Origin of the sequence: Aliidiomarina quisquiliarum, from assembly GCF_023922585.1 — a bacterium.
GTDB lineage: Bacteria > Pseudomonadota > Gammaproteobacteria > Enterobacterales > Alteromonadaceae > Aliidiomarina > Aliidiomarina quisquiliarum.
In genome coordinates this window covers 92,802-105,407 of the sequence record NZ_JAMFTN010000021.1, presented here as the reverse complement: position 1 = coordinate 105,407, position 12,606 = coordinate 92,802, and the positions used below count along the sequence as shown (strand labels likewise).

Annotated in this window: 12 protein-coding genes; 3 read left to right on the top strand and 9 right to left on the bottom strand. The window is 49.8% G+C overall.

What is annotated here, in order from left to right; genetic code table 11:
* Positions 1 to 241 precede the first annotated feature (241 nt).
* Positions 242 to 595: an RtcB family protein gene (locus tag M1L23_RS08495; protein WP_256473702.1), complete on the top strand. Its 354-nt coding sequence runs from the start codon at positions 242 to 244 to the stop codon at positions 593 to 595.
* Here the strand turns inward: M1L23_RS08495 and M1L23_RS08490 are convergent.
* The 5 genes from M1L23_RS08490 to M1L23_RS08470 are packed head-to-tail and all read right to left on the bottom strand — an operon-like array spanning position 592 to position 6,739.
* A complete protein-coding gene (locus tag M1L23_RS08490) occupies positions 592 to 846 on the bottom strand; it encodes a formate dehydrogenase subunit delta (protein ID WP_252626897.1) in 255 nt (84 codons plus the stop codon). The genes M1L23_RS08495 and M1L23_RS08490 overlap by 4 nt on opposite strands.
* A complete protein-coding gene (gene fdhD / locus M1L23_RS08485) occupies positions 843 to 1,721 on the bottom strand; it encodes a formate dehydrogenase accessory sulfurtransferase FdhD (protein WP_252626896.1) in 879 nt (292 codons plus the stop codon). The genes M1L23_RS08490 and fdhD overlap by 4 nt, the downstream gene beginning before the upstream one ends.
* The gene (gene fdhF / locus M1L23_RS08480) at positions 1,702 to 4,620 is read right to left on the bottom strand and encodes a formate dehydrogenase subunit alpha (protein ID WP_252626895.1); all 2,919 of its coding nucleotides are present in this window, start codon (positions 4,618 to 4,620) and stop codon (positions 1,702 to 1,704) included. Before fdhF ends, fdhD begins: the two co-directional genes overlap by 20 nt.
* Before the next feature lies 1 nt (position 4,621).
* Positions 4,622 to 6,193, bottom strand: a complete 1,572-nt coding sequence (locus tag M1L23_RS08475) for a formate dehydrogenase beta subunit (RefSeq protein ID WP_252626894.1) — start codon at positions 6,191 to 6,193, stop codon at positions 4,622 to 4,624.
* 15 nt (positions 6,194 to 6,208) lie between these two features.
* On the bottom strand, positions 6,209 to 6,739 hold the full coding sequence (locus M1L23_RS08470; RefSeq protein ID WP_252626893.1) for a formate dehydrogenase subunit gamma: 531 nt from the start codon (positions 6,737 to 6,739) through the stop codon (positions 6,209 to 6,211).
* Between the two features lie 79 nt (positions 6,740 to 6,818).
* Between M1L23_RS08470 and M1L23_RS08465 the strand changes: the two genes are divergently transcribed.
* On the top strand, positions 6,819 to 7,889 hold the full coding sequence (locus tag M1L23_RS08465) for a substrate-binding domain-containing protein (protein ID WP_252626892.1): 1,071 nt from the start codon (positions 6,819 to 6,821) through the stop codon (positions 7,887 to 7,889).
* An 8-nt stretch (positions 7,890 to 7,897) separates the two neighbouring features.
* On the opposite strand, the gene M1L23_RS08460 is transcribed toward M1L23_RS08465, so the two are convergent.
* The 4 genes from M1L23_RS08460 to M1L23_RS08445 all read right to left on the bottom strand — a co-directional run bounded on the left by M1L23_RS08460 (position 7,898) and on the right by M1L23_RS08445 (position 11,374).
* Positions 7,898 to 8,377 (bottom strand): alpha/beta fold hydrolase, encoded by a 480-nt coding sequence (locus tag M1L23_RS08460; protein ID WP_252626891.1) that lies wholly within the window; start codon positions 8,375 to 8,377, stop codon positions 7,898 to 7,900.
* Positions 8,378 to 8,406: 29 nt separating this feature from the next.
* Complete coding sequence (locus M1L23_RS08455) at positions 8,407 to 9,951, bottom strand: cation:proton antiporter family protein (protein WP_252626890.1); 1,545 nt, start codon at positions 9,949 to 9,951, stop codon at positions 8,407 to 8,409.
* Positions 9,952 to 10,029: 78 nt separating this feature from the next.
* Positions 10,030 to 10,380, bottom strand: coding sequence for a hypothetical protein (locus M1L23_RS08450; protein WP_252626889.1), 351 nt, complete (start codon positions 10,378 to 10,380; stop codon positions 10,030 to 10,032).
* 100 nt (positions 10,381 to 10,480) lie between these two features.
* Positions 10,481 to 11,374: a LysR family transcriptional regulator gene (locus M1L23_RS08445; RefSeq protein WP_252626888.1), complete on the bottom strand. Its 894-nt coding sequence runs from the start codon at positions 11,372 to 11,374 to the stop codon at positions 10,481 to 10,483.
* A 124-nt stretch (positions 11,375 to 11,498) separates the two neighbouring features.
* Here M1L23_RS08445 and M1L23_RS08440 point away from each other — a divergent pair, with 124 nt between their 5' ends.
* Positions 11,499 to 12,605 carry an efflux RND transporter periplasmic adaptor subunit gene (locus M1L23_RS08440; protein ID WP_252626887.1) on the top strand — a complete coding sequence of 369 codons (1,107 nt, stop codon included), beginning with the start codon at positions 11,499 to 11,501 and terminating at the stop codon, positions 12,603 to 12,605.
* Position 12,606: the final 1 nt, after the last annotated feature.

The window sequence follows — 12,606 nt, the reverse complement described above, 5'->3', positions numbered from 1 at the left end:
AAGCCCTCGCTGTCTGCTCAACACTTGCGGGCACAAAGCCCAACAAAACAGATAAAACGCGAGCAATTAGAAACGCGGTTATTATACGCTAGTTAGGCCTTTAATTGAATGGGAGAAGGCTATACTTCGACTATATAAGCTATTCACCAAACTTATGGCTGCAATTACCTATTAGTATTATGCCAATCAACTTCTGCGCTGGAATGAGCTAAGGTGGTAGCTAAGTAACCCTCTCTGGGTGATGGTGCACCGCAAAGGGGCCACCCGCGCGCGTAAAGGCGAATGGGGCATGATTCCCGGTTCACAGGGCACTAGCTCGTTTCTAGTAACCGGCAAAGGCGAGCCGCAGTCTTTTCAGTCCTGCGCCCATGGCGCTGGCAGAATTATGAGCCGAGCCCAAGCACGCAAACAGCTCGACGTACAAACAGAAGTACAAGCCCTGAAAGAGCGCGGTATTTTGCATGCTATTCGCAACCGCCAAGACTTAGACGAAGCACCTGGCTCTTATAAAGACATTGATGAAGTAATGAGTAACCAAACCGACTTGGTTGAGGTGCAAATTGAATTGCAGCCACTGGCTGTGGTTAAAGGTTAAGGGTTAAAGGAGGCAGGCTGCCCCACTGATTTTGCCTGCAGTAAAACAACCGCCTGAAGCGCCACTGTCGACAGTTGTTCTGGGTGCGTATTGGCAAGGTTAATAATTAGTTGTTTCATACTGCGGGCCCAAAAATTATGCACGTGCGTAGCCGCCACTTCAGCCACCTCAGCAGCCTCTCCTTGGTGCAGGTTATTGGCAATAATTTGCTCTAGCATTTTAATTAAATTACTTAACTGCTGCTCGCTCACTCTGTGTTCTCCTTAGCACCTGCGCTACTTTGGGTATAAATAACGTGTCGTCCGGGCCGGGCAAAGGCAATTAAATTCATGTTGCTTTCCCGCGCCAAGCGCACAGCTAGCGCCGTAGGTGCAGACACCGCAAGCACGGTGCCAATACCTACCGCGGCACTTTTTTGTACCATTTCAAAACTAGCGCGACTGGAAATAAGCGCAAAGCCGTGCTGGAAGGCCTTAAGGCCAAATTTTTGTATACTCGCACCTATCAATTTGTCGAGCGCATTGTGCCGGCCTACATCTTCTCGGGCCAGTAACACCGCACCCTTGTTGTCACACCAAGCTGCCCCATGGGTAGCGCCGGTTTGTAGTTGTAGTGGTTGATGCTGTTTTAAATTACTTAAGGCGCGCTGCACCACCTCGTCGCTGGGTAATGGTTGCCCGGCGACCGGGGCAATAGCACGTACCACATGGGCCAAAGACTCAGTACCACAAAGCCCGCAGCCAGTGCGCCCAGCCATATTGCGCCGCTGTTGTTTTAAGCGAAAAAAACAGTCGCCGGCAATATGCATTTCAAGGCTTATCCCTTCGGCACTCGGTAACACGTCTAAGCTGAATAGCTGTTGTGGCCGTTCAAGTATGCCTTCACTTAAACTAAAACCTAGCGCAAAGTCTTCTAAATCCTGGGGCGAAGCCATCATTACCGCATGGGAAATGCCGTTGTACACCATCGCCACAGGTACTTCTTCTGCAAGCTGGTCCCAGTCGCCCACAGGCGTGCCTTTAATACCGCCACGCACATTCACCTGCGCTTCCGTTATCGGCGTAAAGGGCTGGCCAAACTCCTTTTCAACGCTGTTCAGTGCCGCCTTAATCAGTGGGTTTGGCATGCTGGCTGCCCTCATTGTGCATGGCCGGTTTCAGTAGTTTTTGTTGGCGTTTATCGAAGCGTTTAAAGTTTCGCTGCCATTCCGACGGCTGGCTAACCACTTCTACTTGTACGGCAGTAACCTTGTATTCAGGGCAGTTGGTGGCCCAGTCGGAATTGTCGGTGGTAACCACGTTCGCGCCACTACCCGGGTGATGAAAGGTGGTATATACCACCCCTGGCAACATGCGCTCGCTTAGCTGCGCACGTAACACCGTATGGCCAACGCGACTACTTATGCCTAGCCAGTCGCCGTCATGAATGCCGCGTAATTCCGCATCGCTGGGATGAATTTCCAACACGTCTTGCTCATGCCATTTGCTGTTATCGGTACGGCGGGTTTGCGAACCCACGTTGTACTGCGACAAAATTCGCCCAGTGGTTAATAACAGTGGGAAACGACGGCTCGACCGCTCTTCCGTGGCCAAGTACTCCGTCACCGCAAAGCGCCCTTTGCCGATGGGGAAGTCGTTCACGTGCATGGTGGGCATACCTTCAGGGTGCTTGTCATTACAGGGCCATTGAATGCTGCCTAGCTGCTCTAACTTGTCGTAGCTCACCCCGGTGAAAGTGGGAGTTAAAGCGGCTATTTCATCCATAATTTCAGACGGATGGTTATAGTGCATGGGGTAACCTAAGGCATTCGATAAGGCCATAGTTACTTGCCAATCTTCCATACCGGCAATAGGCGCCATCACTTTGCGTACCCGGTTAATGCGCCGCTCGGCGTTGGTAAAGGTGCCATTTTTCTCTAAAAAGGTAGAGCCCGGCAACAGCACATGGGCAAATTTGGCCGTTTCGTTCAAGAAAATGTCTTGTACTATCACGCAGTCTAAGGCCCTGAGCGCAGCTTCCACATGCTGAGTATTGGGGTCGGACTGGGCAATGTCTTCGCCTTGAATATACAGCCCTTTAAAGGTACCGGCGATGGCCGCATCAAACATATTTGGTATGCGTAAACCCGGCTCGTGATCAATAGTAGCGCCCCAAGCCGCTTCAAAACGGCTGCGCACCACATCGTCATTCACATGCTGGTAACCAGGCAGTTCGTGGGGGAAAGAACCCATATCGCAAGAGCCTTGCACATTGTTTTGCCCCCGTAATGGGTTTACTCCACCGCCTTCACGGCCAATATTTCCGGTTGCCATGGCCAGGTTAGCAATTCCCATGACCATGGTGGAGCCTTGGCTATGTTCCGTTACCCCTAAGCCATAATAAATGGCGGCGTTTTCTACTTCGGCATAAGCCCGAGCCGCTTCACGTACGGTGCTTGCCGGCACCCCCGACACCGCTTCCATGGCTTCAGGCGAATTGCGCTGTTCGGCTATAAAGCTGCGCCAACGGTTATAGGCCTCCGTATCGCAGCGGCTGCTAATAAAGGCTTGGTCTTCCAATCCTTCGGTAACAATTACATGGGCGAGCGCGTTTACTACTGCCACGTTGGTACCAGGGCGTAACGCCAAATGAATACCTTTACCAGCGTGGGGCGTACTAAGCAGGTCAATGCGCCGCGGATCAATAACTATTAATTGGGCGCCTTGGCGTAAACGCCGCCGCAGCTGTGAACCAAATACCGGGTGGGCATCGGTGGGGTTAGCACCGATCACCACAATGGTGTCGGCCTTCATGACCGAGTCGAAGGTTTGGGTGCCCGCCGACTCGCCCATGGTGGTTTTTAGGCCATAGCCCGTGGGCGAATGACACACCCGCGCACAGGTGTCGGTGTTATTATTGCCAAAAGCGGCGCGTACTAATTTTTGCACTAAATAGGTTTCTTCGTTGGTACAGCGCGACGAGGTAATGCCACCAATACTTTCTCGGCCATATTGGGCCTGAATGGCTTTCAGTCGCTTGGCAGAAAAAGCTAACGCCTCATCCCACGACACCACTTGCCAAGGGTCGTCGATAGACGCACGAATCATCGGCTCTTTAATGCGGTCTTTATGGGTAGCATAACCAAAAGCAAAACGCCCCTTTACACAGGAATGACCTTGGTTTGCAGCGCCGCCTTTGTAGGGCACCATGCGGATTAATTGGTCGCCTTTCATTTCCGCTTTAAACGAACAACCCACACCACAATAGGCGCAGGTGGTCACCACGCTGTGTTCTGGAATACCCGCGTCGATTACGGTTTTTTCCATTAAGGTCGAGGTTGGGCAGGCTTGCACACAGGCCCCACAAGACACGCACTCTGAATTCATAAAGCTGTCGTTTTGGCTGGCCACTACTTTGGAATCAAAACCACGCCCTTCGATGGTTAAAGCAAAAGTACCTTGCACTTCAGCACACGCCCGCACACAGCGCGAGCAAACAATGCATTTACTGGGGTCAAAACTGAAATACGGATTGGAGTTATCGGTTTGCGTATCCAGATGGTTTTCCCCGTCAAAACCGTAGCGTACTTCGCGCAAGCCCACCGCCCCGGCCATATCTTGTAATTCACAGTCGCCATTGGCGGGGCAAGTTAAACAGTCAAGCGGGTGGTCGGAAATATACAGTTCCATAATATTACGGCGTAGCTTGGCCAATTTGCCGGTTTGTGTGGTCACGCTCATGCCCTCTGCCACCGGTGTGGTGCAAGAGGCTGGATAGCCTCGACGCCCTTCAATTTCTACCGCACACAGGCGACACGAGCCAAAGGCCTCTAAATTATCCGAGGCACACAGCTTGGGAATGTTTATTCCAGCTAAAGCAGCGGCCCGTAACACCGAAGTACCTTCAGGCACAGTAATGTTACGGCCATCAACGGCAACCGACACTAAGGTTTTAGACTCACTCGCTGGGGTGCCGTAATCAGTATTCGGGTTTAATGGCTGCGGGTTAGTTGTGTCGCTGCTGTTTGGATCATAATACTGCAACATGTTAGGCCTCCACTTTGGTTGGTTTAGGCTGCAAGTCGGCAGGAAAATATTTCATTACGCTTTGGACCGGAAACGGGGTCATGCCGCCCATGGCGCACAATGAACCGTCGACCATGGTTTCGCACAAGTCAGCTAGCAATGTTAAATTGGCAGCGGAATTATCACCGGCTCGAATACGATCAATCACTTCCACGCCACGCACCGAGCCAATGCGACAAGGAGTGCATTTACCGCAAGATTCAATAGCACAAAACTCCATGGCATAACGGGCTTGCTCGCCCATATCTACCCTGTCGTCGAACACCACCACGCCCCCATGACCAATACCCGCGCCTAGTTCAGCAAAGGCTTCATAGTTCATGGGGGTGTCCCATTGTTGCTCTGGCAGGTAGGCCATTAATGGCCCGCCAACCTGCACCGCTTTAATTGGGCGGCCAGTAATGGTACCGGCACCAAAGTCTTCAAGAATTTCACGCAAGCTAACACCAAACGCCAGTTCAATTAGTCCGCCTTGCTTAATGTTACCGGCCAGTTGCACAGCTAAGGTACCCAAAGAACGGCCCATACCGTAATTGGCATAACTTTGCCCGCCCTTGGCCATAATATAAGGTACCGCCGCCAGCGACAGCACGTTATTTACCACCGTGGGTTGGCCAAATAAACCTTCAATGGCCGGCAAAGGTGGCTTTGAGCGCACCAAGCCGCGTTTTCCTTCAAGGCTTTCTAATAACGAGGTTTCTTCACCACAAATATAAGCACCAGCACCAAGGCGCACTTCTAAATGAAAGGCACGACCGCTACCGGCTACATTGTTACCTAAATAACCTGCTGCTTCAGCGCGGGCAATGGCGGTGTTCAGCATTTGCTGCGACAGCAAGTATTCCGAACGTAAATATATATAGCCCTGCGTGGCACCTACCGCTAACCCAGCAATGGCCATTCCTTCAATTAACATATAAGGGTCACATTCCATTACTAGGCGGTCGGCAAAAGTACCCGAGTCACCTTCGTCGGCATTACACACAATGTATTTCTGCTGATTGCTGGGTTCGTCTAATACGGTTTGCCACTTAATGCCTGCTGGGAAAGCGGCCCCACCGCGGCCCCGCAAGCCAGAGGTTTTCACTTCATCGACAATCTGTTGCGAGCTTAAGCTGGCGGCTTTTGTTAGGCCAATAAAACCATCGAGGGCCTTATATTCGTCTAAGCTCAAAGGGTCGGTAATACCAATACGAGCAAAGGTTAGCCGCTGCTGCCGCTTTAAATACGGGTGCTGTTCAATATTGCCTAAATAAAGCGCATGCCCAGGCTTGCCGGCAAACAAACCCGCCGCCACTAACTCGCCCACTTGTGTTGGCTCAACCGGCCCGTAGGCTACGCGGCCATGGTCGGTAACCACTTCTATAAGCGGCTCTAGCCAAAATAACCCTCGCGAGCCATTACGCACAATACGAATGTTTAGCTGTTGCTGTTGGGCATGATAAAGCAGGTGTTTTACTACCTCGTCGGCACCTAAAGAAAGTGCGGTAGTGTCGCAGGGCACATAAATGGTTATAGGCATGGCGGTAAACATGAGTAACTCCTGCGCTTATTTAAGTTCGAGAATGGTGGTGGTGAGTTGATCTGCGAGCTGATCGAACTTCTGGGCGTTCATGCGGCCATAAACGGCGTTGTTCACTCGAATGGAGGGCCCGCAAGCGCAGTTACCTAAACAATATACCGCCGCCAAGGTAAATTCTCGGTCGGCGCTAGTTTGTGTATAGTCTACCCCCAGCTTTTGTTTCACATGGCGCTCAAACTCTCGCCCTCCTTGCGCTTGGCAGGCCTCGGCACGGCACACTTCAACAATATGGCTACCTGCGGGCTCGGTTCGAAAATGATGATAAAAACTGATAACCCCGTGCACATCGGCACGGGTTTGCTGTAATTCTTCAGCAATAATGGCTACGGCGTCTTTAGGTATATAACCAACTTTGTCTTGGATAGCGTGCAAAATGGGTAACAGTGCACCGGGCTTATGCTTAAGCACGCTCACTTCCTGCTTAATCAGGTCAGGGGTCCAGCTCGTCGTTGCGGATAAAGTGGCCGCTGGTTGGTCAACGCTCTCTGATATATGCATAATAGTTCCTACCTGTTTGGCGAATACAGCATTTCTATCAACTTAGCACCTAGCACACAGCAACGGAATATGAACACCTATGCATAACAAGCAGCTAACAATAAGCCCAGCGTGGATTTTTCGAACCGATACCGACGAACTTTTTGAGCCCGCACTATTGTTGTTGCTGGAAAATATTCGAGCCAGCGGCAAACTTACCCATGCGGCAGCAGCGGTGGGAATATCTTACCGCCATGCCTGGAATTTGCTGAATCGGGGTGCCGACATTTTTGGCTTGCCCTTAGTTGAAATGCGTAAAGGCCATGGTTCTAAGCTTTCTTTGTTGGGCGAAAAGTTACTTTGGGCAGATCAGCGGGTTAAGGCACGCTTAGGACCACAACTGGAAAGTATGGCTTCAGAACTAAACGAACAAATTAGCCAGCTTATTACAGGCACTCAGCCAGTACTGCGTATTCACGCCAGCCATGGTTTTGCCATTGCCCTGCTGCCGGAGCTTTTTGAACAGGTAAAAATAAACCTGCAGTATCGCAACCCCGAAGAAGCACTCACGGCATTAAACCGGGGGGAATGTGATCTCGCCAGTTTGCATATTCCCACCGACCGAGCATTGGCAAAGCAGGTGTTTAGTCACTACCAACAGCTGCTGGCCAGTAATCAGTTACAAGCTATCCGCTTAGTTACCCGCAGCGAAGGCTTAATGCTTCGCCAAGGCTGCCATGATCATATTCACAGCTTGCCCGACTTAAGCGCCTCGCAACTTAGTTTTATTGGCCGCGATAGCCGTTCAGGCACCCGTTTACTGTTTAAGATATTGCTGGAGCAACAAGGGTTAGCAGAAGAAAGTATTAACCGCAGCTCACAAAAAGAATACACCCATACGGCCATTGCTGCTTATGTCGCCTCGGGTATGGCCGACGCCGGTTTTGGTCTTAAAGCCGCAGCCGAGCAATTCAACCTACGGTTTATCGAGTTGGCCAATGAATATTACTTACTGCTGTTCCGCCAAGATCAGTTAGCGCCCGAGCTACTCGCTCCTTTACTCGATGTGGTTCGTTCACAATATTTCACTGATCGTATTAGCGAAGTGCCTGGCTATGCACCAGATCGCCCAGGCACCATAACAACGTTAAAGCAGTTAATTGGCAATTGAAGGTTTAGCTACAAGGAATAAAGTTCGGCTAGTAATTTTAAAATTGTTTGTTGCGAGGTTTTGCTATTCAGGCGGTGGCCGTCATTTACACTCGTGAGCGGCAAGTCAAAGCGTTGGCAAAAAGCGGCTACTTTGTCGTAGGGCACTACGTCGTCTTGGTAGCCGTGTAACACCCGCACTTGGGCCCCGTTTGGCATGCGCTCTACTTTGTCGCCTTCTTCCGTGTGCACGGCAGGGGCTAACAATAATAAGTTCGTGATTCGTTCAGGAAATAGCGAATATAGCCGCGCGGCCAACAAGCCCCCAAACGACGAGCCCACTAAGGTTAGGTTTGTTTTCCCTACGGTAAGTTTACTGGCAGCTGCAATACGCTGGTTAAGGTTCATGTTTTGAAAGTCTGGTGACTGTAATTCTGCATACTGCTGTTTTAATAAGTGGTATTTAGCCCCATGTGGGCCGCTTTCTAGTCCATGAAAAAAATACAACATAGTGGCACTCCATTCTTCATTAAATATTATTAAGCCCGTTCTAGCCGTTGTTTTACATGTTCGGCTAAACCTACGCCCGCTTCAACCATGGTTAAGTAAGCATGATCAGCACCCGCAGCAATAATTCGCTCGGCTTCGTCGTCATGCAAACTATGGGCAATAACCACCCCGGTAAAGCCCCGCTTGCGTAATTTTCGGCAGGCGGTCATGTTGGCTTCTAATTCATTCAAACACAGTATAACCGCTTGCACACAGCCAAAGTTGAGCCCTTCCCAAAATACTCTGTCTTCGGCGTCGGCGTAAAATATATTAAAACCATCGGCTTTGTGCTGCTCTACTTTAAATGGGTCAGCGTCCATGGCTATTACTTTTTTGCTTTCGCTTAAATGACTGTAAGCCGAACTACCGGTACGGCCCATGCCCATAATAAGTACATCGGCATTGCCTAACTGCACCGGCTGTTCATCGAGGTGGTGGGTGTTGCGTTCGAACTTGACTAAGAAGTCACTTAAACGGTCGTACAAGGGGTGCGCCATGGCATTGAGCGGCGCCGACACCACAAACGACAGCGACACTAACAGCGCCAATGGAATAAGGTATTCCGGCACCACTACACTGGCCACAATAAGGCCAAATTCGGAGAAGTTCCCTAAGCTTAAGCCCGATAAAAACGCACTGCGAGCACGTAATTTAAAGGCAATTAAAAGGAAGAAAAACAAGGCTATTTTAAAGGGCACAAACAATAGCATTACCCCTGCAAAGGCCCAGTCGGCAAGCTCGGGCAAGCCGCCCATACCAATACTTAAAAAGAACCCCACCAAAAAGAATTCTTTAATGCCCCATAAAGCCTTCGACAACTCACTAGCTTGTGGGTGTTTCGACAATAGCGCACCAAAGGCCAGCGCACCCAATTCGGAACTTAGCCCCACTAGTTCAAAACCATAGCCACCAATAACTAACGCTAGCAGCAAACCGAATAAAATTAATAAGTCGTCATGGCCAATCGAGTCGAGCAGTTTATATAATAATGGCCGTAAAAAAGGCAGTAAAAACACCAGCAGGGCAAAAGGCGACGGGGTAACACCTTGCGCTAAAGTCATGGCAAGCAGCGCAATTAAGTCTTGAAAAATTAGAATACCAATAGCCACCCGGCCGTGAAACGCACCTAGTTCGCGCTTACCTTCCAATACTTTAGCGGCCAATACGGTACTAGAAAAACCCAGTGCCACGGCTACGATAAAGGCCTCGTACTGGGCAAATTCAAATACCCAGGTACAAACCGCGAACAATACAATAACCGTTACAATAAAGTGAATAATACCCACACCAAGCACTTCTGGCTTGGCCAAACTACGGGCGTTAAGCTTTAAACCAACGCTGAATAACAGTAGTAAAACACCAAGGTGCGCCACATGCTCAATAATACCTTGGCCGTGGTCGGGTAAGGCCAAATAAGGGGTGGCGGCGGCAATTACAAAGCCTGCAGCTAAGTAACCCACCAAGGTTGGTAAACCAATAGAACGAGCAAACAGCCCAACAATAAACGCAAAGCCAATCCATACTGCTTCTAACATGAGGTATTCTCATTGCTGCTAATGATTAAGATAATACCGCAGCTGTTTGCAAATTCGGGAAGTTTTTTCGTTTATTTGCTAACCAAGGTTATTTATCCGCTGATATAAGTTCATGGCACGCTGTATTTGGGTGTAACCATTTACTTGCGCGCTTAGCTGTGACCAGTTGGGCGCGCGGTTACTTTGTTGGCTGGTACTTGCGGTGCTTTTAGCAATAGCGGGCTGAACCTCGGTAACCTCAGCTGGAGTGTTGGTGGTATTTTGTGCACTAACCTTCTGTTGCGCCAGTTCGTTCACCATGCGCTGTTCTTTGCGCACTGCATTTTGTTCAGTTTCAGCACCTGACTGTTTTTCATTATTGCTCAACTGACCATGGCTGGTCGAAATAGGTGGTCGCGCTACGCCAACATCACGGCTAATACTGTCCATAATTCATTTCCTACCCACAAAACATCACTACTATGAGTATAAATGATGCAAATCATGTGCCAGCATAGCCGCCAAAAACATGGCGACACTTAGCGGCGCCTTAATCCTTTTGCTCTTTATCCACAAAATGCTGCCAAAACAGCCGGCCTGCTGGCCCTAATTCTAGGCTGGCCATTTTTACCAAGTGGTATTCCGCATGCATGTGGTCAAGAAAGCCCGGTACGTTTATTTCCAGCAAGCTGCCCTTAGCTAACGACTCTGCAATAAGTTGCCGTGGAGCGGCCCCCCAACCCATGCCTGCTTCAATAAAGTTTACCAGTGTATGCACATCATTTACCCGCACGGGTGAACGCCCGGGCATACGGTATATTTTTTCCGGATTAATCCCAAATTGCATTTCTTGCGGCAACACGTAAGGCAGTTCACTTAGGGCCTCTCTACTGTTAGGCAAGCCCACTTGCTCAACTAAAGCTTTACCAATAACCACCACAATGTCGTATTGGCCAATACGAGTGGTTTCAAAATCGGCCATTTGCTGAAAAGTTGGCAGCCAAGGCGAAATAGCTAGGTGCTCTTCGCCTTCCGTTAGCCGCTGCAGTGAAGTAAGCTGCGAACAGCCACTAACGCGTACTTCCGTAACGGGAAACTGTTGTTGAATGTTTGCCACCACCTCACGCACCACTGCTACGCTTATGCCGGCGTCGATACCAATGCGCAATTGCGGTTCAACCCCTTCTTTAAGTTGCTTAACCACCGAGTTAAGGCGCTCTTGCTGGCGTAATATTTCTTGCCCATGGCGCATAAATAGCGCGCCATTAGGAGTTAGCTGCAAGCGATAGCCAGAGCGGTCTAAAATAGCGAAGCCCACTTCTTCTTCTAGCTTGGTTAAGGTCATGCTTAACGCGGGCGAGGTACGGTGCAACACTGCCGCAGCTGCTTGCAAGCTACCTTTTTCTATTACCGTGTGCAAAACTTTAAGTGCCCAGTAATTCATTAAGCTTTCCTTAATATCTTTACAAATTACATTCAATATACCTTTGTTTTTATTCCGCATACAATGGCGTTGTTGTAAATGTTTTATAGTTATACTTCTTAAATGGAAGTGGAGGAGTTGAACCATGCGTTGTTGGCTGTTAAATATCGGCTTGTTAGCTATTATTAGTACCTTTACCTTAACCGCTTGCTCAGAACCCCAGGCGGTTAGCGCCAACACGCCAGATATACGCCCAGTGTTATTAGTCCAAGTACAGTCAGGCGTACCGCAGCAAATACGCCGCTTTCCCGGTGCGGTTGAAGCTACCCAATCGGCCAACCTTACTTTTCGTGTGCCCGGCGAACTTATTGAACTGTCAACCCGTCCTGGCCAGTCAATTAATATGGGCGAAGTAATCGCTAAAGTTGACCCCACCGACTACGCCTTAAATGTGGCCCAAGCCCAGGCACGCGCAGAACTTGCTAAGGCACAATTTTCTCGTGCCGCGCGCTTATTAGCCGACGGTATTGTGTCGCAAGCCGACTACGACCAAGCTCAAGCAGAACGGCAAATGGCCATTGCCAGTTTAAACACGGCCAAGGCCAATCTAAGTTACACCGAGCTACGCGCGCCTTTTTCTGGCGTTGTGGCTGCCTTACATGTGGAGCCTTTTGAAAACATAGCCCCACAACAACCCATAGTTACGCTGCAAACCGACTCATTAATCGACGTGGTGATTCAAGTACCCGAACGGTTATTTGCCCGTGTACACCGCGACGACAGCTACCAACCACACATTCGCTTTGACAGCATTCCCGACCAGTTTTTTTTGGGCCGTATCCGTGAGTGGGACCGCATTGCTGATCCTGTTACTAATACCTACCGAGTGGTGTTTTCCTTAACTAAACCAGAACACGTTAATATTTTACCTGGCATGACCGCTCAAGTTTACATTGACAGTAGCCACTTACTTACCCGCACACTGGCGGCCGTTCGAGTTCCCGTTAGTGCGGTATTTTCTCCACCTGAATTAACCAATAACAACAACGAACGCTATGTGTGGGTATATACAGAAACCAGCCCTGAGCAAGGCCAAGTACAGTTACGCCAAGTGCACTTAGGCGACGCCACAACCGATGAATTAGTTGTGCTGGCTGGCTTAGAAGCGGGGGAATGGGTGGTAAGTGCTGGTGTGCACCAATTAAAAAACAATATGCTGGTGCGTCCTTGGCACCGTGAAAGAGGCCTATAAC